Below are 22398 nucleotides of genomic sequence, written 5' to 3' on the forward strand. Positions count from 1 at the left end.
AAATCAAATGGGACATCGATATGGCTCGGAACAATGTGCGAACTTCGGACGGTTACCGGGAAGGGGCGCGGACAACAAGATAGAAGCAGAGCCTCGCGGCCCTGCAATTTTCGGGTCTGCACAACATGTTACCGCGAGCCTCGTCGGCGCGACGCGAGGCTCTTGCGAGGCCCTTTTTGACGGGCCATCGAGATGCCTGACGGCGACGATTTCGAGCCCAAACTGGGGCGGCAAGGCGGGGCCGGGCGGAGCAAGCCGCAGCGCTACGCCGCGCGTGTTGCCGTTGCAGCCGGACTGAATGCCAGGCGGCCGGGCGGGGGCTCGCGCCGCTTCGACGGCAGCAGGATCGGGCGCGGAGCTGCGGTCGGGCGCTTGCTCTCCATGCGCGAGGTCGCGACTGGGCTGAGTGTGCGCCGGGTGATCGTGAAGACGCGGCTGGCAAGGCTTGGGGCGAAGGGACTGGGCGCAGCGCGGGCGCACCTTCATTACATCCAGCGCGACGGGGTCACTCGGGAGGGCAAGCCGGGCGTCCTTTACGGCCCCGAGGCGGACAGGATCTCGGGTGAGGATTTTCTCGCCGGCAGCAAGGACGACCGACACCAGTTCCGCTTCATTGTTTCGGCCGAAGACGGCGACCGGTATGGGGATCTCAAACCCTATGTCCGAACGCTGATGAAACAGGTCGAACATGACCTCGGAACGAAACTCGACTGGGTTGCGGTTGACCACTTCAATACCGGAAATCCCCATACCCACATCGTGCTGCGGGGCGTGAATGAAAAGGGGAAGGATCTGATCATCGCCCGCGAGTATATCTCGCGCGGTCTTCGTCAGCGCGCTGCCGAGATAATCACGCGCGATCTGGGACCGCGGACCGACCTCGAAATCGAGGAACGCTTGCGACACGATGTGACCCAGGAGCGCCTGACAGTTATCGACCGGCGCATGCTCGCGCGGGTCGGGCCGGATCGGCTTGTAGTTCCCCAGCAGGGCGACGGCTATTTTCAGTCGCTTGAAACCGGCCGGCTTAACGTGCTCGGCAAGATGGGATTGGCGGAAGATCTTGGCAGCGGATCCTGGCGGCTTGGTGAAGGCCTAGACGAGAAACTCCGGGCGTTGGGTGAGCGAGGCGATATCATCCGCCTGATGCAGCGCGAATTGACCCGCGCGAAGATCGACCGGCGCGATCATCAAATTCATACATCTGAATCCGCGACCTTGATCGGCCGGGTGGTCCAGCGAGGCCTGTCCGACGAGCATAGGGATCGGCATTACCTGCTCGTCGACGGCACCGATGGACGCTCCCATTACGTCGAGATCGGCAATGTAGGATCGGTCGAAGTCTTGCCGGCCGGAGCGACGATCCGGGTGACCGCCCGGCCACCGCAGATTCGCGAGATGGACCGCACCATCCTGGCCGTGGCTGAGGCTAATGGCGGGCGGTATTCGTCGGCGTTGCACCGGGCGCACGACCCATCGGTTTCGGCAGAATTTGCCGAAGGTCACCTGCGCCGCCTGGAGGCGATACGCCGAGGCGGCAGCGATCTGAAACGTGACGTCGATGGGACATGGTCGATCGGTGCCGATCATCTGGCGCATGTCGAAGGCTATGAGGCCAGGCAGCATCGAGCGCGGCCGGTGAGCGTTGAGGTGCTGGCATCCTTGGCGCCAGACCGTCTCGCATCTGTGGAGGGCGCGTCATGGCTGGACCGGGAACTGGCCGGCTCTGCGGGTCGGGAGATGCGTGATACCGGGTTCGGGCGCGAGGTGCGCGTTGCGCTCGATGCCCGGCGTCAATGGTTGGTCCATGAAGGGCTGCTCCAGGAAGGCAGCACTCGGGTCGGGCGCAGCATTTTGGCCGTGCTGCAGCGGAGAGAGCTTTTGCGGATTTCGGAAGGCCTTTCCGATGAACTCGGCAAGACCTTCACAGAAGCGAAGATCGGAGAGCGGATCGAGGGTAAGCTGACCAGACGGATCGATGCTGTTTCCGGCCGCTTCGCACTGATCGAAAAGAGCCGCGAGTTCACGCTCGTTCCATGGCGGCCGGTAATGGAAAAACAGGTCGGGAAGCAGGCGGGCGGGATCATGCGCGAGGCCGGGATCAACTGGCAGTTCGGTCGCGGAAGATCCGGACCGGGAATTTCGTAACCCGGTAAGGCGAACGCTGGCCGCCTTTGGAAAGGGACCGCGTTCGCATGAGCATGCTAGAGGAGCGGCCCCGTTGGTTCAGATTTCGATCCCGGTTTTGGCTTCGCCTTGAACCAGAGCTCAGGCGTGCGGTCGACGATCAGCTCGCCTTCCCAGGTCCGGCAAAGCTCAAACGCGTCCTGCGAGGTTCCCGAGGTCCATTGCTCCCAATCCTCGCGCCGCAGGATCGTTGGCATGCGGTCGTGAACGTCGGACATTTGCTCCGAGCCCGGCACCATGACCATCGAATAGGCGTCTCCCCACTCGATAGTCGGGCGCCAGATGCCTGCAACGGCGAAGTCCGTGCCACCGGGAAGTGAATACCAGGTTCGCGTCATCCTGCCGCCGGGCCCCTCGGCTTCCGCCCGGGCTGTGACCGGGATCAGGCAACGGCGCTCGTGAAAGCTCTCGGCCCACATCGGATTGCCTCGAATCTGATCGTCGCGCGCGTTGTTCACTTTGGTCGGCTTCAGAAGGGCGCCCGTCTTCTTGCTGACATTCTTGCGCGGAAAGCCCCATGCCATTGCCTGAACCCGGCCATCCGCGACAACGAGCCCCGGATAGCCGGGGTAGATTTCCGCTGCATAGTTCGCACCCGGAGATGGCACCGCATCGAACAGCTTAGCCACAGCGTCCGCAGGCGTTGTCAGGCGGTAGAGATTGCAGATGGCGCCGCTCCTTTCGCGAATGCTGGAAGGGGAAAGTAAGGCAACCTCGCCTGCTGGCCAAGGGGCTGGGCACAGTATCGATTCGGGCCGTCGCGGCCGCGTCTATGCTCCAACGCCTGGTGTTCCGTGCCGCGCTGTTCTCCGAAAGGAAGTGAATTTCCTCCGGTATTCCTTGGCTTGGTGGCTCCGGGGAGCTCGGTCACTGGCGAGGCCATTGACACGCAGGCGGATTGGAACAAAATGCGAACATAATTCCCATCACAGAGCCACAAGGAGGCCCTTCATGACAGATCGAGGGTCGCCCTCACGTATCGATGCGCTGCGCGCCCGGATTGCCGAGATCGAGGGCACCGACAGGCGTGTGTGCCATGTTTTGCCTTTCGAGCTTGATGCTATCGATTCCCGGTTGCCGGGAGGCGGTCTCGCGCTCGGCAGTCTTCATGAAGTGGCGGGCGGTGCTGAAGGGGTTACCGACGGCGCGGCTGCTGCCCTATTTGCGGCTGGGATCATGGCGCGCGTGGAAGGCAAGATCCTCTGGTGCATGACCAAGGCCGATCTCTTCGCGCCGGCCATTGCCCAGGCCGGGCTCGATCCTGACCGTGTCATCTATCTTGAAGCGCAGGATGAGACTTCAGTGCTCGCCTGCTTCGAGGAGGGGCTGCGCCATGGCGGGCTCGGCGGTGTGGTTGCCGAAGTGTCGCGGCTCTCGATGCCCGTCTCTCGCCGCCTGCTGCTGGCTGCGGAAAACAGCGGCGCGATCGGGATCGCGCTGCGCCGTTGGCGGAGGCGCGAAGATGCGGCCGATTTCGGGCAGCCGACGGCCGCCGCGACGCGCTGGCGAGTGACGGCGGTCCCGTCCGAAGTCTTGCCGGTCCCCGGCGTCGGGCGGCCGCGCTGGTTCGTCGAGCTCATCCGGTGCCGGGCTGGCGAGAGCGCCGATTTTCTTCTGGAATCCTGTGATGGGACAGGTCGTCTCGCTCTTCCTGCCGACCTGGCCGATCGACCGGCTGCGGCGCAGGCTTGGGCGGCAAGCACCGCCGCCTGACGCGCCGCTGGTCCTGGCGGACGTGGAAGGCCGTCGCCGCGTGCTGACTGCGGTGAGCGCGCGTGCGCGCGCTCTCGGCCTACACGTGGGCATGGCGCTAACCCAGGCGCAGGCGCTGGTGCCCGATCTGCTGATCATGGATGCCGACCGCGACGCAGACGATGAGGCGCTGGAGCGCCTTGCGGTCTGGTCGCTGCGCAAATACTCGCCGCTCATTGCGCTCGATCCGCCCGACGGCTTGATGCTCGACGTGACGGGGGCAACCCATAGCCACGGCGGGGCCAGGGGCCTGCTTGCCGACATGCTGCGCCGGCTCGCCGAAGTGGAGACCGACGCGCGCGCCGTCTGCGCGCCGACCTACGGAGCGGCCCATGCACTGGCGCGGTTCGGCGGCGAGATGTTGCGGAGCGAAGGACTTGCCGTAATCGATCCGGCAGACCTTGTCGAAGCGGTCGCGCGCCTGCCGCTCGCGGCCCTTCGTCTGGAGGCCAAGGCGATCGAAAGCCTCGCCGCGCTCGGCATCGAGGTGCTTGCGGAGCTGGAGGCCATGCCGCGGGCTTCACTCGCCTTGCGGTTCGGTTCCGATCCCGGCCGGCGGCTCGACCAGATTTATGGGAGGCTGTCTGAACCCTTTGAACCGGTCGAGGCGCCGCGGCAGATCGAAGTCGAGCGCCGCTTCGCCGAGCCGATCGGCGCCCCGGAGACGATCGCGCGCTACATCCGAAAACTGGTCGACGCGCTCTGCCAAGTGCTGGAAGAGGCGGGGCTCGGCGCGCGCCGGCTCGATCTTCGCTTCCACCGCGTCGATAACGCCGTCCAAGCCATCCGCGCCGGGCTTGCCAAGGCGAGCCGCGAGAAAAAGCAGATTGCCCGGCTGCTGTGCGACAGGATCGAGACTGTCGATCCCGGCTACGGCATCGAACGAATGGTGCTGTCGGCGCCGCTGATCGAGCCACTGGGCCTTCGGACCATGTCGAGCCTCGGGGACAAGCCCATTCCCGATGTTTCGGCGCTCGTTGATATCCTCGGCAATCGGGTCGGCGAGGAGCGGCTGTTTCGCGTTGCGGCGCGCGAGAGCCATATTCCCGAGCGTTCGTTGATGCGGATCGCACCGATGGCCGATCCGACATTGCTGCGCTGGCCGGAGCGCTGGCCGCGTCCGGCGCGCCTCTTCGCAAGGCCCGAGGCGATTGAGACGATGGCGCTTCTGCCAGACCATCCGCCGGTTCATTTTGTGTGGCGCGGCGTTCGCCGGCGCGTGAAGCGCGCCGATGGCCCCGAGCGCATCTACGGCGAATGGCATCTGAGCGAGGCGGAGTGGCTCAGCGTGCGCGACTATTTCCTCGTCGAGGACGAGACCGGCGCACGCTACTGGGTTTTCCGGCAGGGCGATGGCATGGATGCAGTAACCGGCGGGCAGGGCTGGTTCCTGCATGGCCTGTTTGGTTGAGATCTGCAGACCTTAAGCGACTTGGGAATATATGATCTGTGCGTAACTGATGTGTGGCGGATTGCGACGGCACTGTTTTGGCGAAACTTTCTCATCGAAACTTGGCGAGGGATGCCATCAACCTTCGCGATCCGATAGTGCCGTTTAGCGAGACAACTCCAGATGTCAGAACTTGTGCCACTCGACCGTCAATTCCTGCGTTGGGACAAGGATGAGGCAATCGATGTCGACTGGCTCCGCTACCTGGAGAGTCATTCGGGCAATCACGACTGGAAAGCCCTTCTCGAGCGGCGGCGTGTGGTCATTCTTGCAGAAGCGGGCAGCGGCAAGTCGACGGAGTTAACGGCGCAAGCCGAGCGCATACGGGCCGAAGGTCGAGAGGCATTTATTACCACGCTCCAAAAGATCGGACAGCGAGGCGGTCTACAGTCGGCGCTCGGCACAAGCGAATGGCGCCGCTTCGAACAATGGCAGTCTACCGCCGAACCGTGCTGGCTATTTCTGGATTCCGTCGACGAAGCAAAGCGAGCAGAATATTCGCTTTTGGACATATTGACTGACGTCGCCGATGCGATCCTCGGCTTCTCAGCGCGAATACATATCGTGCTGAGTGGTCGGGTAAGCGACTGGGAATTCAAACGCGATTTAAAAACGCTGCTTGAGCGGATTCCGCTACCGCCACCTGATGAGAAGTTGGAGCCCATAAGCGCTGACCAGGAACTTATCCGGGCAGTCCGCAATGAATGGCGAGGAAAGGAACAAGCGGCGGTTGAAGGACCTTTGGTCGTAGTGATGGCGGCGCTCGACCGCGGCCGCGTCGAAACGTTTGCTCGGTCCAAGGGGATCTGTGACGTCGATCATATGTTCGCTGAGCTTGATCAGCAAAATCTCTGGTCATTTGCCCGGCGACCGACAGATCTCGATTGGTTAGCTGGCTACTGGCGGACCCATGGCCGTTTCGGCTCACTGCAAGAGATGCTGGATGTCTCGATTGGCGAGCGATTAAAAGAGACAAACTTGTCGCGAGCGCGCAGCGAGGTGCTGGACGCTATGAAGGCAAGGAAAGTCGTCGAGCGGATCGGCGCCGCTCTTGTGCTGCAAAAGCTGGACACGATCGTCGTTCCCGACACTGACAGCGAAGCCCGACACGAAGTCCCATTTCTTGATCTCGCTGATATCGCATCTGATCTGACGCCTGGCGAGCAAGTTTCCCTCAGTAGCCGGCCCATATTCGACCCCGCTACTCCTGGTTTCGTCCGGTTGCATAACGACAACCAAGGCGTGGTACGTGGATTTCTCGCTGCCAAATGGCTCGTGCGTCTGCGCAGGGAGGGTAACCTTGCGGTGTCTCGCATCTTCGAACTCCTGTTCGCCGAAACTTACGGCGTGAAGCTGGTAATCCCCTCAATGCGCGCCACCGCTGCATGGCTTGCGTTGTGGGATGCTGAAACCGCCCAAGAGATCGTCAAGCGCGATCCCCGCCTGCTGATGGATGCAGGCGACCCGTCGAGCCTCAAGCTCGAAATCAGGGTCGCGGCACTCGACGGTATTCTGAAAGACGCCGTCAATGATGAGCATTTCGCCATACCGGATCATGATGCCTTACGTCGGTTCGCGCAGGCAGACCTCACGGCCTACCTTCGCAACCGTTGGTCTGAACTGAAAGATTCACCCGGGGCCCGAACATTGCTGATGTTGCTCATCAGCCTCGGCAAGCTTGATGGATGCGCTGACATCGCCGTTGAGGCTGTGCAAGGCAGATATGGAGATCGCTACACGCCGATTTTTGCCGGACGCGCGCTGTTGTCGACCGGCTCGACCGAACAGCTGAACGAGTATGTGCGGTTTCTGGTCGAGCATGCTGTGGAGCTTCATCCCAGCGTGATCTGGGATGCGCTCGATGAGCTTTATCCAACGTTTGTTACCGCCGAGAATCTGCTCGCTCTGATCGATTCAGTACGGGATAAGGATAGTGATGGCGGCGCTGACCTGAGTTATCAGGGCCCCCGCTTGGCCTCCCGAATTGAGGACACGGCGTCCGCTCAAGCCATTGTAGAGGGGTTGCTTGAACGGTTGGTCGTTAAAGTGGACCTTTTTCGGGAGAGTTCAGATTCAAGAGATGAGCAGATTCTCGAAACGCTCGAGATCGCTGCGGCCCGTTATGCAACCCTGATCGCGGCGACCCAGTTGCCTCACAGCATCATCGATGCCGGCATCCGGATCGGAGAAAGTCGACGGATGGGGCGACGCCGCCGAACTTCCCGTGAGCAACATGATCTGGATCTCGAGGCTCAAATCAACCGCACACCGGAGCGGCGAAGGATCGCACTGTGGCGGTGCGCAGATCAGTTTCGGTTGGCGAGGGAGGCGCCGCTCAACCATCCTTGGCAATTGCGGTTCATCGGTTTTGCGCCGCGCATTCAAGCGGAAGACCTTGATTGGCTTGTCGCTGACATCGGGTCGCGGTCGGATGAGCATGATCTGCGATTGGCCACGAACGGAGCTATGAGCATCTGGCATGAATGCGGCGAAGATCCGGAAGCTCTGTCACAAATCCGCGCTGCTAGTCCTGCAGCCGTTGTCCAGCAAACAATCGAAAGCTGGCTCGTAACTCCTTCGCGTGATCCCAAACATGAGCGTTTTGAAGAAGAGCAAAGGGAACGGGAAGCGCACGACGCCATTGAACAGGCGCGAGCAGATCAGAGCTGGATCGATTTTCGCAACGAACTGCAATCTGATCCGGGTCAGTTGCTCAGTTATGCCAAGCCTGAGAATGGAAATGTCGATCGAAGACTCTACCACCTATGGCGGCTTCTAAGCCGTATCGGCGGAAACAGTTCGCATCGTGCGATTGCCGATGTTTCACCACTTCGACCGCTTTTCGGTGACGCGGTAGTGGAGAATTTCCAAAAGGCGATGCAGCAATATTGGCGGTTGCTGCATACATCACTTCCGTCTGAAGTTCCCCCCGATCAGCGCCGCTTCAGTGGGGCTCAAGATCTACTCGGCATAGTCGGCGTTACCCTGGAGGCGGGCAGCAACAAGGGATGGGCAGGGGCGCTCGACAAAGGTGAGGCCGAGCTTGCCACGCGTTTCGCGATGCGTGAGCTCAATGGCTTCCCGAAATGGATCGACGACCTCGCAGTGACACACCCGGCGATCGTGAAGGACATTCTTTGGCGCTACCTAGCAGTCGACCTGGGGCCCAGCGACGCGACTGATGACCTCATCCGCCTGCAAAACGTAGCTGGTGCCGGTGAAATGGTGGTAGCACTGATTGCTCCGCTGATGCTGAGCTGGCTCAACGCGCAACCCGACGTTGCTGACGGTGCGCTCGACATGGCTTTGCGACTGATTGCACGAGACCCAGTTACCCTTGCGGATGCCATTCCGCTGGCCTCTCGCCGCAGCCTCGAGCCGCTCAGTCGGCGGGTGCGTGCGGCATATATAGGTCTTGTATTCGCCCACGACCCGGCGGTCGCTACAGATCTGTTGATCCGGGCGTTTCAAACTATGAACCGCAGGGATCAGGTGCTTCTCGCGCAGGCAGCGCTCCCGCGCGCGTTCGGGTCACGCTATCGTCTCGACCAGTTCAAATTTTCGCCAGTTCCTTTTGCTAGTCTCGAACAATTGGTCCTTCTTGCCTTTGAGCAAATCCGGCTCGAAGAGGACAACAAGCGCTCGGCCGGTGAGGCTTATTCTCCAGATGAGCGTGATGATGCAGAGGACGTTCGGAGCGGACTGTTCAATACGCTGGTCAGCACGCCTGGTTATGCCACCTACGCTGCGATTCAGCGCTTTCGAGAGATTCCCGACTTTCCTGTTTGGGATCGCCGCCTGCGTGAGCTCGCGTACGATCGCGCGGCGGCAGATTCCGAACCGGCAGCGTCGCGTGCGATGGATGTCTTCACGTTCGAGACGCGGCATGAACTCGTTCCGGCAACATCCGCAGATTTGCAACGGGTCGCGGCGGCACGCCTTGGCGACATCTCACACCAGCTCCGGGAAGGCGACTTCAATCAAGGCCTGACTGTCGCGAGACTTCCTCATGAGGTCGACGTCCAGAACTGGTTCGCTGACAGATTGGTTTCCTTGGCGAGCCACAGCTACTCGCTCGAACGCGAACCCCATGTTGCGGACGAAAAGGAGCCCGACATTCGTTTAGGTTCTCTCCGAGATCCGTCAGCGAAGTCACCAATTGAGATTAAGGTGGCCGGCAGCTGGTCGCTTCAGCAGCTAGGCGGCGTGGACAAATTTGAGCCAGTATCTGGCGGTAGCGATATGAACCATGCCGAGGAAGCTGTTGGCAAGCTGGTCGTAGCGGGTGGCGATGGCGCGATTGATCTTGAGGTGGCCGAACATGCGCTCAATGCGGTTGCGCTGCACGTAGAGCGCCCGGTCATGTTCGATTTTCACGCGGCGGTTTGACCGGCCAGGAATGACGGCCTCGATTTTCCGCTTGGCGAGATCGGCACGGATGGAATCGGCGTCGTAGCCCTTGTCGGCGAGCAGGGCGTCGGGCGTGCGCTCGGGCAAAGCTATGAGCGCATCATACGCCTTGCAGTCTGCCGCTTCCCCGACCGTCAGGTGGAAGGCAAGCGGTCGCCCGAGGGCATCAGCCAGGCAGTGAAGCTTACTGGTGAACCCGCCCCGCGAGCGGCCAAGAGCGCGTCGATGAGTCCCCCTTTTCCGCCCGCTGCCGAGACGTGGGCGCGGACTGTTGTGCTGTCGATGCTGTAGTGGCCGCTGTCCGCCATAATCTCGGCCAGCGTCACCGCCACGATTTCCCAAACCCCGGCTTCGCTCCAGCGCCGGAACCGGCGATAGATCGTGTTCCAACTGCCGTATTTGGGCGGCACGTCGCGCCACGGAGCACCGCAGCGAAGCCGCCAAAGAATACCGTTGATGATCGATCGGTTCTGCTCGGGCGGCCTGCCTCTGCCACGGTTCTCGGACTCGATCGGCAGCAAGTCCTTTAGGATGCGCCATTCCGCCTCGGTAAGATCGCCCCTGCTCAAGCCTGCCTCCAAAAAGCAGCCTTGAATCAACTTCATCGCCTTACGTCAATCGCTGCGCGCCTTTCCAGCGGTTCGATTGCGAAAGCCGCTGCTTTCCGAGATAAGGTGCCTATGATAGCCACGCCAATAGACGAAGCTGTGCCCAAGGCATCGACATTGAAGCTGGCGGTCATGGGCTTTCTGACGCTCTGGTGCCCCTATATCTTTGTCTGGTTCATCCAAAAACCGGAATACCCATCGACGTTCCGCAGGGCCTTCACGGCATGGGCGATCTTTTGGTGCGGGTGCGCAGTGCTGTTCTTCGTCGTGCAATTTGCGACGGGCGATCAACCCAGATAAACGCCGAGCCTCGCACCCTTAATTTGTCAACGCCGCCTAGAGCATGCGCTGACTTTGCAACTGCGCGGACGATATCTGCGCGACAAGAATAATCGTTTCGGCATTCTTCTTGTCGTTCACAACACCGTGCGTGCCAAAGGTTGGAAGAAGGGCGACGCATACTTGACGTTCGCCGAAGTCATCACACACTTAGAGGTTATGGCACGGGAGATGGCTTCTGTTGATGCTTTGGCACCGCAGATGATGGTAATCGGAATCGACGTTTCATCGTTTGCCGAGCGTATCAAGGCCGAAGACGCCGAAGCCGCCAATGGCCAGCCGACGGTCGCTTCGAGCCTCGTGATCGAAGAGTGAGCCTGGCGGTGGCTGAGTGATTTCTGAGTCCCCGATCTACGCATGCCAGCTTTCGGGAGGCTCGGCATTGATCGGGCGCTGGTTTTTGTTCCTGAAATGTTCCATTTGGTGTAGGCTCGCCAAATGGCCGAGTCTCCGCTCAGAAAGATCATTCATATCGACATGGACGCCTTCTTCGCGTCGGTCGAACAGCGCGACGATCCTTCGCTGAGAGGAAGGCCGGTTGCTGTGGGGTATCCGGCGGCGCGCGGTGTGGTCGCAGCGGCAAGCTACGAGGCCCGCACCTTCGGCGCTGCCTTCCGTTACCGCGAAACGGCGTTGCCCTGACCTCATCTTCGTGCCGCCGCGCTTCGACGTGTACAAGGAGGTCTCGCGGCAAATTCATGCGATCTTCGCCGACTACACCGATCTCATTCAGCCGCTCTCCCTCGACGAGGCCTATCTCGATGTGACCGCCAATCGGCGGTCGATTGCCACCGCTTGGTTGACCGCCAAGGAAATCCGTGCGCGAATTCTCGAGGAGACCGACCTCACGGCTTCCGCCGGCATTTCCTACAACAAGTTCCTCGCCAAGCTTGCCTCCGACCAGAAGAAGCCCAACGGACAGTTTGCCGTGACGCCCGACATGGGCGCGGCCTGGGTTGAGACCCTGCCGGTGAAGCGCTTTTATGGTGTTGGCCCGGTCACCGCACGCAAGATGGAGGCGCTTGGCATTGAGACCGGCGCCGACCTGCGCGCCAAGACGCTCGGCTTCCTGCAGGAGCATTTCGGCAGCTCCGCCGAATGGTACTACCAGATTGCGCGAGGCATTGATCAGCGGCCGGTGAACCCGGATAGGGAACGCAAGTCGTCGGGGAGCGAGACGACCTTCGACCGTGATCTGGTCGCGGATACGGAGATCGAGGCAGGCGTGCTGGGCCAAGCCGACGATGTCTGGACCTGGTGCGAACGGGCGCAGTCCTTTGGACGGACGGTGACCGTGAAGGTCAAATACGCCGACTTCCAGCAGATCACGCGCAGCAAGACCTTTCCGATGGCCGTGCGCAGTCCTGAGCAGCTGCGCGAAGCAAGCCTCGCACTCGTTCGCCAGGTGCTGCCGACCGAAAAGGGCGTGCGCCTTGTCGGCGTGACGGTATCGGGCTTCGAGCAGCGGGAAGCGGGCGCCGCGCTGCCCCTGTTCGCGGACGGGCACGCCTGAGAAAGCCTTGTTGAAGGGCTGAATAGCCATGCGGTACGCCGAACTTCAATGCGCTTCGCATTTCTCGTTCCTGCGCGGGGCGTCGAGCTGCGAGGAATTGTTCGCCACGGCGGCGGCGCACGGGCTTGAGGCGCTTGCCATCACCGACCGCAATAGCCTCGCCGGGATCGTGCGCGCCTATGACGCGTCTCGCTCGACGGGCATCCGCCTGATTGTCGGTTGCCGGCTCGATCTCAGCGAAGGGCACTCGCTCCTCGTCTATCCCATGGACCGGGCAGGCTATGCCCGCCTTTGCCGACTCCTCAGCCGGGGCAAGCAGCGGGGCGGGAAGGGCAAGTGCCTGATCGGCTGGGACGATGTGGCAGATCATGCCGAAGGGCTGCTGGCGATTTTGCTTCCGGGCGAAGTTGAGGACGCTGAACGCGTCATTGCCCGCTTCGAGCGGATCTTCTCAGGCAGGTGCTATCTCGCCCTGACGCTGCATCGCCGGCCCGGCGACCAGATGCGGCTCCATACGCTTTCCACTCTGGCTGCACGGCACGGGGTGGCGACTGTCGTCACCGGAGACGTGCTCTACCATCATCCCCATCGCCGCGTGTTGCAGGAGATCATGACCTGTATCCGCCATCGCTGCACGATCGATGAACTCGGCGCGCGGCGCGAAACCAATGCCGACCGCTTCCTCATGCCGCCTGCCGAGATGTACCGTCTCCACGGCCGCTATGAGGCGGCACTGGCACGCACCATCGAGATCGCCGAGCGCTGCCGCTTCTCGCTCGATGAACTGTGCTACCAATACCCCGAAGAAACCGCGATCCCCGGCCTGACCTCACAGCAAGTCCTCGAAAAACTGACCTGGGAAGCAGCCGAGCAGCGCTATCCCGAGGGCCTCCCGGATGAGGTGGTGCGGCTGCTGAGGCACGAGCTCTCGCTCATCGGCGAGCTTGGCTATGCGCCGTATTTCCTGACGGTCAATTCGATCGTCCGCTTCGCGCGCAGCCGCGAAATCCTCTGCCAGGGCAGGGGCTCGGCGGCCAATAGCGCGGTCTGCTATGTGCTCGGCATCACCTCGATCGATCCTGCCCGCTCCGATCTGCTGTTCGAACGCTTCATCAGCCAGGAGCGCAAGGAGCCACCCGACATCGACGTCGACTTCGAGCACGAGCGGCGCGAAATCGTCATGCAGTGGGTTTTCGAGACTTATGGGCGTAATCACGCCGCGCTCTGCTCGACGGTCATCCGCTACCGCGCCAAGGGCGCCATCCGCGATGTCGGCAAGGCGCTCGGCCTCTCCGAAGACCTCATCAAGTCGCTGTCCGGCCAGATGTGGGGCTGGAGCGAAGACGGCGTCGAGGACCGCCACGTCAAGGAATTGAACCTCAATCTCGGTGATCGGCGGCTGCGGCTTGCCATTGACCTTGCGCGCGAGCTGATCGGCACACCCCGGCATCTGTCGCAGCATCCGGGCGGCTTCGTGCTCACCCATGACCGGCTCGACGAGCTCGTTCCGATCGAACCGGCGGCCATGCCGGACCGTCAGGTCATCGAATGGGACAAGGACGATATCGACATCCTCAAGTTCATGAAGGTCGATTGTCTCGCGCTCGGGATGCTGACCGCCATGAAGCGCGGCTTCAACTTCCTCAGCCAGCACAAGGGCATCGAGATGGATTTCAGCTCCATCCCGCCCGAGGACCCGCGCACGTATGCCATGATCCGCGCCGCCGATAGGCTCGGCGCCTTCCAGATCGAAAGCCGCGCGCAGATGGCGATGCTGCCGCACATCAAGCCGCGCACGTTCTACGATCTGGTCATCGAGGTCGCGATCGTCCGGCCCGGACCGATCCAGGGCGACATGGTCCATCCCTATCTACGAAGGCGCGCGGGCAAGGAGCCGGTCCATTACCCCAAGCCCGAACTCGAAAAGGTCCTCGGCAAGACTCTCGGCGTCCCGCTGTTCCAGGAGCAGGCCATGCGCGTCGCGATCGAGTGCGCGGGCTTCACGCCGACCGAGGCCGACCAGCTGCGCCGCGCCATGGCGACATTCAAGTTCACCGGCGGCGTCTCGAAGTTCAAGGAGAAGCTCGTCACAGGCATGACCGAGCGCGGCTACACCGCCGAGTTCGCCGAGAAGACCTTCGGCCAGCTCGAGGGCTTCGGCAGTTATGGCTTTCCCGAGAGCCATGCCGCAAGCTTCGCGCTGATTGCCTATGCGTCTTGTTGGCTGAAGTGCTGGCATCCCGATGTCTTTTGCGCGAGCCTGCTCAATGCGCAGCCGATGGGCTTCTATGCTCCGGCGCAAATCGTGGCGGATGCCAAGGCGCACGGCGTCGAGGTGCGGCCAGTCTGCGTCAATGCCTCGCGCTGGGACTGCACGCTCGAACCCACGGCAAACAGCAGCGAGGATGATCGCTTTGCGGTGCGTCTCGGTATGCGCATGGTGCGTGGGTTGGCGGAAGCAGACGTGGCAAGGATCGTCGCCGCGCGAGCGGATCAGCCTTACATCAGCGTTGAAGAGCTGTGGCGCCGGGCCGATGTCCCGGCGGCAGCTCTAGGCAAGCTTGCCGAGGCCGACGCCTTTCGACCCTCCCTGCAGCTGGCGAGGCGCGAAGCATTATGGGCGATCAAGGCGCTGCGCGATGAGCAATTGCCTCTCTTTGCCGCTGCGGAGGCGCGGGCTGACGGCTTCATTCACGAGATCGTCGAACAGCCCGTTCTGCTGCGCGCCATGACCGAGGGCAGGGAGGTGGTCGAGGACTACGGCCATGTCGGCCTGACGCTCAGGCGCCATCCAGTGGCGTTTCTCCGAGAGGACCTCGACGCCAGGAAGATCGCGCCCTGCCGCTCGCTCGAGAGCATTCGCGATGGGCGCCGTATCTCGCTTGCAGGTCTCGTACTGGTGCGCCAGCGGCCAGGCTCTGCCAAGGGCGTGCTCTTCATCACTATCGAGGACGAGACGGGCATCGCCAACCTCATCGTCTGGCCGCGCATGTTCGAGGAGAACCGCCGGATCGTCATGGGCGCGAGCATGCTAGGCGTCGAGGGCGTGGTTCAGCGAGAGGGAGACGTGATCCACGTCATCGCTAAGACGCTGGTCGATCTGACACCGCTGCTATCTGCCGTGGGGCGCGAGCGCGGCGGCACTCACGACGCGTTCCCGCTGCCTTTCGGGCGCGGCGACGGAGCGAAGAATGGCGGCGGGCCCGATCCGCGTGATCCGGTCGAGAAGCATCCTGCCGCCCGCAACATTCTGATCCCCGATTTGCATATCGACACGTTCGGAAAGGGGCGAAATTTCAAGTGAGCGAGAATGACGGCTTGTGGCCGTGAAGAGACCGACGGCTTTCGGCGACGAAGATGAGAAAGCTGCCATTGAGTATTGGCTACGCGCTTAGAAAGGATGACAGCCGGCCAAATCCATTGGGCAGTTTCGAGCGCGAGGAAGCGTCTATTGTGCGGAGCAGCAAGCGATGCTGCGTCAACGCGCGGTCGAAGCGTCGAAAATGACCTGATCGTAGGACCATAAGGCGTCAAAGAACGCGCGCGCCAGCGGCAATGCGTCCTTGCCTGCCCGATCCGTGATTTCGGCAATCGTCCGCTTTCCGTCGATGGCGCCGAGCATAGCCTTCTCTTGCGGGCCAATGGGCAGGATGAGGTCGTGAAACTTGTGGGTCCGATTGAACAGCAAGCCTACGGCCCCCGGCGGAAGCCGTTCCTCGACACAGGAGGTCGCAGGAAGACGGATCGGCACGTAGCCCCTCCATGCCTCCTTCCGAAAATCGATCGCAGCACCAGGAGCATCTTCGTCGCGACCGACGACGATGCTGTGAGTCGCCATTGCCCCGCGCCATAGTTCCATCGCCGCATACTGCTCCGGCATGTCCAGTTCAGCGATCTTCGCGCCATGCGCAGTCTTGGCGATCGCCCCGCATGCCGGAAGATAGGGCGCCTGCCGATACCACCTGTGGAACGTCAGCCCGTTGGCGGCCAAGGCGTCGAACAGTTGGGGCACGCTGTAGGCCCTGTCACGCGGATTGAGCAGCGCGTCCGAGAGTGCATCGGGGGCGAGGAAATCGCGCGATTGCTGGAGCGCCGGCCGCAGGGGATGCTGCCAGGGAAGCGCTTCCACTGCCTCGACCAATTCGGCGATTGCCTCGGGCGAAGTGCCGATGCCAAGTCGGCGGCAATAATCCTGCAGGAGGTAGATACCGGTGCGGCCATACGGCGCATAGAGCATGAGGTAGAGGACACCGCCGGGCTTGAGCACCAAACGAAGGGCCTTGAGGCCCACTTCAGGATCGGCGAGGTGGTGTAGGACACCTGTACAAACAACCAGATCAAAGCGGCGCTCAAGCTTGTCCAGATCCTCGATCGCACGTTGTTCGGTTTCGAGATTGGCAAGCGCGTATCGCTGCTTGAGTTTCTCGGTTTCCTGCAGGCTTGTCGAGCTGACGTCGATCCCCATGACCGATGCTTCCGGCCAAGAAATCGCATGGCGAGCGGCCTGCGATGTGCCGCAACCGGCGACAAGGATGTCGATATCCGTGCGGTAGGGGCGATCCGGCCAGAAGAGGTGAAACTCGCCGCGCGCACGGTTGGGATCGCTCCACGCCTTGCGAACGCCCTCGAGATCGGGAAGAGGCGGCGGATAAGGGTGGGCCGTGTAAAACGCGCGGATCGGATCGGCTGCTCTCCGGTTCAAGGAAACGTTCTCCGCCAAGGCAGACATAGCTGCGCCTCATTTCTAGGGGGCAAACTTGCGCCCATCAAGCTGCTGCTGCGAAAAGAGAATGGGCCGGCGTGAAGGCGCCGGCCCATTCCTTGTTCATCGGCCAAATGGCAACAAAACTAGTTGCTACTTGCGCTAGCGTTCTGAAGTTTCGCCATCGCCTTTTCGAGCGTGGCGTGTACGCTCAGTGAGTCCGCTCCCTGGCGCGGCGGATAATCCATGATGCTCTTCATCTGGGCCGCGATATAGGGGGACGCCGCGTTCGGAGCCCACAACTTCGATCCCACGAACTTGCGACCGATATAGCCCCATTCGGCATCTTCAGGGTCCATCTTTTCCAGCGGATCCATCCGCAGGTTGAAGATGTAAGGGACCGAAGGCCAGTACTTTTCATTCCACCAGCTGTTTTCCTTCTTCACGCCGATGTGCATTTTCCAATTGCCGACGCGTACGGCCATCAGGTCGGTTTCGTCGTAGTAGAAATAAGCGTTTCGGGCCGACTTGGTCGTTTTGCCGGTCCACAGGTCGAGCTGATTGAAGCCATCGAGATGAACCTTGTAGGTGATCTCGCTCTTGCCCAGCTTAGTGCCTTTGAGCAGCCTTTCCTTGATGTCGGTAAGCCCGGCTGCGGCGGCCAGCGTGACATAGGCGTCTTCATGGCTCTGCAAAGCATTTGACTTGCTGCCGGCTTCGATCTGGCCCGGCCAGCGCACCATCATGGGCACGCGTACACCGCCTTCCCAAGTCGTGCCCTTTTCAGCGCGGAACGGGGCGTAGCCGCCATCGGGCCAGAACATCAGTTCGTTACCGTTGTCGGTCGAGTAGATGACGATCGTGTCTTCGGCGAGGCCGTTGTCATCGAGCCACTTCAGCAGCACGCCGACATGTTCGTCGTGCTCGATCATGCGGGCGCGGACGACGTCTTCTTCAGCCCGCCCTTCGTCGACCGCCATCTGTACGTACTTCGGTGCCGGATGCGAGAAGATGTGGATCGCGGTAGTGTTGAACCAGCAGAAGAATGGACCTTCCTTGTTGCGGTCCAGCCAGTCGATCGTCTTGTCGAGGACTTCCTTGTCGAAGGTCTCCATCCGCTTACGGGTGAGCATGCCGGTGTTTTCAACCTTCTGCTTGCCGCGCCGACCGAAGACACCGTCTTCCGTGTCATCATCCTCTTCTGTCGCCCAGGCGTGCAGCACGCCGCGCGGCCCAAACTTCTTGAGGTATTCGGGATCCTTCTGGCCGGGATAGTCGAGTTGCTCCGGCTCTTCCTCGGCATTGAGGTGATAGAGGTTGCCAAACCATTCGTCGAAGCCGTGGACGGTCGGCAGGAAGTCGTTGCGGTCGCCAAGGTGGTTCTTGCCGAACTGGCCGGTCTTGTAACCGGCTTCCTTGAGCACTTCTGCCAGCGTCGGGTCTTCCTTCTGCAGGCCAAGCGCCGATCCGGGAATGCCGATTGTGGTCATCCCGCTGCGAAGGGGAATCTGGCCAGTGATAAAGGCGGCGCGACCCGCGGTGCAGCTGGGCTGTCCGTAGTGATCGGTGAAGATCATGCCTTCTTTGGCAATGCGGTCGATGTTGGGCGTGTCGCCCATCATGCCGTGGGTATAGGCACCCACGTTCCACATTCCGATGTCGTCGCCCCAAATGACGAGAATATTGGGCTTTCCATTGGGCATCTCGCAACTCCGGATAGGCTTTCTGGAGCGCCTTGGTTAGCAAGCGGCCGTCGCGGCCGGGATCGGGTGAAACCCCGATACTCGGGTAGGGTGGCACTGAGTGTGCGGATCATCGGTCACCGATTTCTGCTGATTGGCAACGCAACGCTCCGCTTTCGGAGCGTTAGGAAACCCCGCTAAGATTTGTCCTTTTGCTGCGGGAAGCGAACCGCCTGCGGGCGGTTTTATCGGGCGCATGACGCTCGCGCACCGGATTGAGGTCTCACCTTCAGTACTCGGTAAAGGTATGGACGGAATCGCACAGGCGTTTACGCGTCCTAACGGAGGTCGAAAAGGACGTATGGCTTATCAATGAGCGCTGAAGATGGTCCTGCTTCGGCTGCTCCGATGAGCTTCAGAATCCGTCTTGCCTTGTCCACCTCAAAGGCCTTTAGGAGTGAGCGACTGGCTTTGTTTGTCCAGATGAAACGGTCGAGAGGATCAGGAAGCCAGGTTCGAATTGCGAACGTCGGATAAAGCTGATTTTGAACGCCACGCGCATATTCGACGGACCCGACGAACCGGCCATTTTTGAATGGAACGGCAAAGCCCAGATTGGCTTCGTCAAAATTGGAATCAGAAAAGACCTGCAAGAACGCGGGATCAAGCAGGGCTTCTGCGACGATCTCTGGCGGTTGAATGGCTCTTTCGAATAAACGCGCCAAAGCGTGCTTCTGAATAAAAATCCCTTGCATGTCGCAGTGGTAACCAAATCCGCTTGAGTTATAGTAAGGGGTAAAGCCTGTAAGAACGATTGTTCTATCGGCGATCTCACTTTCATCTTCGGCAAGCAGAGCGCCCCGCCATCCAATCAGCATTCCGCGCCCTTTGGCGACGATCCTGCGGTCTTTGATTGCCAGAGCTGCACGCTTGAAGTTCCGAGCAGCAGTGCCACCCTGAAATTCGTGCGCTACGCGCTTTATTGCACCTTCTGCATCGAAGGTAATTAAGGAGAAAACGCGACTGGCGTTCCGCTGAGCCCAAAATGGAGGTGATGGCACCCGTTGTTCTCCTAGCATTACATTGCTTCAATCTGAGCCCTCGGCATTCGACCGGAAACTTGAGATGCAAATCATGTCCAGTCGCCTGACTACTGTGAACCTTTCGTCGCTCCCATATGCACATTCAAAGCTTTGGCACGTGGGCATCGGGCATTTGGGCTGCAGCGACACGTTCTGCTTCCTTCTCCCTGGCTTCCCTCTCCCGCAAACCATCAAGATCACGGTCCAGGAAGAAATTCAGAAATGTCCGGAGCACGGCTATGGCGGCCAACTTGCCGATATCATCCCAGGTCGGTGCAATAGTCGTTTCCACGATATCGGCGGGGAGTTGAAAGGTGAGGCCTGCAACAAGCCATCTCGCGAGAGACAGCCACACGGGCCTCAGCTGATCGTCGCTGGCTTGGAAAATCAGCAATCTCGAAAGCCCTATCGCCCCTTGCAGAGCGCCGATAGCGATCGCCAGCATCGCAAAAAGACTGACTGCTGCTGCAATGTATTCGGCTATCGCGTGCAAAGGTTCTTCCATCGCCCGATTTCCTGTCACTTAGCGGCGGAATTCTGCTTGATGACGGGCGCGTTGCACATCGGGGAAATCCCGCGCATTCGGTTGATCGCTTCCGATCGTAGTTTGTCCCACCGACGGCTTTCCCGTTAATCCCGATCATCAACGACGGAAGGATCGTTCACCACCTCCAGCCGTTTGTGGGCCTAGGTGGTAAAGCGGACGTGCTGCAGCCAGGGCCGTCAAAATGACTGCCGGGGGTCTGGGGTGGGCGCAGTGCCGCCCGGCAGTTCCCGCAAATCTGGCCGATAGGCGAATGTCCGGTTCAGGGCTGGCATATGGCGATAGCTGCCGTTCGCGAACGTCGATCTCTACCAACCCAAGTCGTCCACAAAGCGTGCTCCGGATGGCTGCTCCGGACGAAAGCGGTCAGTTGCCAATCTTGGCCAGGCGACCACCATCTCTCCAATCAAAATCGATCCGTCGTGCGTCATTTCCTGACGATACCGGTTGCTTGAGCACGCCATTCGCGCAGTCCCATTTCTCTATTCTCGAGGGGCAGTTTCGAGACAAAGCAATCAGGATCAGATTTCGGGAAAACTGCAGCCCCTGGGCTAATATGGCGCGTGCTGCGCTCAAGCTGTCCCATTGGATGTTCCCAATCGGGAAGCGGACTGTGATCTATTTTCCAGCAGCGCCCTGCTGCTCGGCGGGCGTCGCGGCGCGATGGCCGTAGCTGAGGACGCTGGTGATCCGCCAGATGCCGTCCTGTTTCGCCCAGACCATCACGAACTTGGCGATACCCTCGCATCGCCCTGTAGCGAGTTCACAGAAGCGGTGTTCGCCTTCCTCAATCGCGCCATAATCCTTGATCGGATAGACGCGAAACGTGGCCGGGATCAGCTCGCGCTTCACCTTTCCGCAAATGTATTTGCGCACACCATCTACCATCGCGTCACGTTCGAACGTCGCACCGCCGGTGTCGTGATAGAAGGCGACCTTGGGGTCGAAATAGCCGGAGAAGGTCGGCAGGTCGCAGCGGTTGTAGGCGTCGAATACCCTGGCATCGAGGGCGCCAATCTCCGTCGTCAACTGATCGGCCGGAGGCGGCATGGGCGCCGCTAGCAACGCTGCGGCAACGGCGATGGCGGTCTTGATGCTCATGCTCCTGTCAGTTCATCTGGCCGCGGAGAAAGGCGATCAGTCTCGGATCGCTGCCGGTGCGTTCGAGTATGGGCAGGATGACCCGCCATCCGTTGTCGCTGTTGGTCAGGATGACGATCCCGTCACCGCTCGCGCGATTGATTGCAGCGAAGGTGAAAGCCCCGGCATCCTTGCCAGTGTGGAGCATGGTCGTCTCGCCAGGAAAGCCGAGAAGCTGCCAGCCAAGCCCGAAACCGGTCCAAGGCGGACAGGTGGTTGCCTTCGCTCCGACGCATATGTCGGGCGTCAGGTCGGCCTGCGATCGATTGCGCTCTGCCGCGATGGAAGCGGCAATGCCCCGATCATTGCGGGCCTCGATTAGGAAGCGCGCATAATCGCGCGCCGTTGCATGGGCCAGATCGGCAGCATTGAAGCGCGTTACCGGCTCGACGTGCAGCAGCTTGCCCGTTTCGTCATAGGGCACTGCGAGTGGCTGGGTCGCTCCTTGAGCGGATACATAACCGGATGCGGGCATATGGGCCGGGGCGAACAGCCACCGCTCTGCAAGCGCCTCGAACGACTGCCCGGTGCGACGCTCAGCGTAGCGCGCCGCATATTGATACCCTTCGCCTGAATAGCCCGTGGTTGTGCCAGGATCATGATCGAACGCGAGCCCCTTCGCATCGCGCCAGTTCGGCAACCCGGTGCGATGGCTCAACGCCATGCGGACCGTCAGCTTCGTCCGCCGGGGATCGGACGACAGATCGGGGTCGCTCCAGTAGCGATCCATCGGCTCATCGAGCGACAGCTTGTCGGCCGATACCAAACGCAAGATGACTTCTGCCGTCAGCGGCTTTGTCAGCGATGCAAGGTTGTATGGTGTGTCGATGGTCGCCGCTCGGCTTGGGCCAGCCATGCCCCAAGCGCCCGTCGAGACGATCCGCCCGTGCCCCCAGCGCAACGCGGTCGCGCACAAGACAGCAGCCGTGACGACCTCATCATCAATGCGGCGCTCGATCTTCTCAGCTCCAATGGGTATCACGGTCTGA

At 61.0% G+C, this 22398-nt stretch carries 13 protein-coding genes and 2 pseudogenes; 7 read left to right on the forward strand and 8 right to left on the reverse strand.

What is annotated here, in order from left to right; genetic code table 11:
- The first annotated feature begins 192 nt into the window (after nt 1-192).
- Nucleotides 193-2148 carry a relaxase/mobilization nuclease RlxS gene (gene rlxS, locus ACZ1JV_RS16135; RefSeq protein ID WP_465152354.1) on the forward strand — a complete coding sequence of 652 codons (1956 nt, stop codon included), beginning with the start codon at nt 193-195 and terminating at the stop codon, nt 2146-2148.
- 56 nt (nt 2149-2204) lie between these two features.
- On the opposite strand, the gene ACZ1JV_RS16140 is transcribed toward rlxS, so the two are convergent.
- Nucleotides 2205-2876, reverse strand: coding sequence for an SOS response-associated peptidase (locus tag ACZ1JV_RS16140; RefSeq protein ID WP_465152586.1), 672 nt, complete (start codon nt 2874-2876; stop codon nt 2205-2207).
- Nucleotides 2877-3138: 262 nt separating this feature from the next.
- On the opposite strand from ACZ1JV_RS16140, the gene ACZ1JV_RS16145 reads away from it, so the two are divergent.
- Both ACZ1JV_RS16145 and ACZ1JV_RS16150 read left to right on the forward strand, forming a co-directional pair.
- A complete protein-coding gene (locus tag ACZ1JV_RS16145; protein ID WP_465152355.1) occupies nt 3139-3900 on the forward strand; it encodes an ImuA family protein in 762 nt (253 codons plus the stop codon).
- Entirely contained in the window at nt 3815-5350 is a 1536-nt protein-coding gene (locus ACZ1JV_RS16150) for a Y-family DNA polymerase (protein ID WP_465152356.1), read from the forward strand. Before ACZ1JV_RS16145 ends, ACZ1JV_RS16150 begins: the two co-directional genes overlap by 86 nt.
- Nucleotides 5351-9586: 4236 nt before the next feature.
- Here ACZ1JV_RS16150 and ACZ1JV_RS16155 read toward each other — a convergent pair.
- Nucleotides 9587-10404 (reverse strand): annotated as a pseudogene (locus ACZ1JV_RS16155) (IS5 family transposase).
- 75 nt (nt 10405-10479) lie between these two features.
- Here ACZ1JV_RS16155 and ACZ1JV_RS16160 point away from each other — a divergent pair.
- The 4 genes and pseudogenes from ACZ1JV_RS16160 (at nt 10480) to ACZ1JV_RS16175 (ending at nt 15563) form a co-directional block, all read left to right on the forward strand.
- Nucleotides 10480-10707, forward strand: coding sequence for a hypothetical protein (locus ACZ1JV_RS16160; protein WP_465148548.1), 228 nt, complete (start codon nt 10480-10482; stop codon nt 10705-10707).
- A 54-nt stretch (nt 10708-10761) separates the two neighbouring features.
- Nucleotides 10762-11061 carry a hypothetical protein gene (locus ACZ1JV_RS16165; RefSeq protein WP_465152357.1) on the forward strand — a complete coding sequence of 100 codons (300 nt, stop codon included), beginning with the start codon at nt 10762-10764 and terminating at the stop codon, nt 11059-11061.
- Nucleotides 11062-11184: 123 nt separating this feature from the next.
- Nucleotides 11185-12259, forward strand: a pseudogene (gene dinB / locus ACZ1JV_RS16170) (DNA polymerase IV).
- 28 nt (nt 12260-12287) lie between these two features.
- Nucleotides 12288-15563 (forward strand): error-prone DNA polymerase, encoded by a 3276-nt coding sequence (locus ACZ1JV_RS16175; RefSeq protein WP_465152358.1) that lies wholly within the window; start codon nt 12288-12290, stop codon nt 15561-15563.
- Between the two features lie 174 nt (nt 15564-15737).
- Here ACZ1JV_RS16175 and ACZ1JV_RS16180 read toward each other — a convergent pair whose 3' ends face one another.
- The 6 genes from ACZ1JV_RS16180 to ACZ1JV_RS16205 all read right to left on the reverse strand — a co-directional run bounded on the left by ACZ1JV_RS16180 (nt 15738) and on the right by ACZ1JV_RS16205 (nt 22391).
- Nucleotides 15738-16979, reverse strand: a complete 1242-nt coding sequence (locus tag ACZ1JV_RS16180; RefSeq protein ID WP_465152359.1) for a class I SAM-dependent methyltransferase — start codon at nt 16977-16979, stop codon at nt 15738-15740.
- Nucleotides 16980-17107: 128 nt separating this feature from the next.
- Entirely contained in the window at nt 17108-18664 is a 1557-nt protein-coding gene (locus ACZ1JV_RS16185; protein WP_465135718.1) for an arylsulfatase, read from the reverse strand.
- A gap of 317 nt (nt 18665-18981) precedes the next feature.
- On the reverse strand, nt 18982-19704 hold the full coding sequence (locus ACZ1JV_RS16190; RefSeq protein ID WP_465152360.1) for a hypothetical protein: 723 nt from the start codon (nt 19702-19704) through the stop codon (nt 18982-18984).
- 124 nt (nt 19705-19828) lie between these two features.
- Complete coding sequence (locus ACZ1JV_RS16195) at nt 19829-20230, reverse strand: DUF1622 domain-containing protein (RefSeq protein WP_465152361.1); 402 nt, start codon at nt 20228-20230, stop codon at nt 19829-19831.
- Between the two features lie 657 nt (nt 20231-20887).
- A complete protein-coding gene (locus ACZ1JV_RS16200) occupies nt 20888-21370 on the reverse strand; it encodes a nuclear transport factor 2 family protein (RefSeq protein WP_465152362.1) in 483 nt (160 codons plus the stop codon).
- A gap of 7 nt (nt 21371-21377) precedes the next feature.
- Entirely contained in the window at nt 21378-22391 is a 1014-nt protein-coding gene (locus ACZ1JV_RS16205; RefSeq protein ID WP_465152363.1) for a serine hydrolase domain-containing protein, read from the reverse strand.
- Nucleotides 22392-22398: the final 7 nt, after the last annotated feature.

The sequence above is a fragment of the Novosphingobium sp. BL-S-19 genome, from assembly GCF_055521675.1.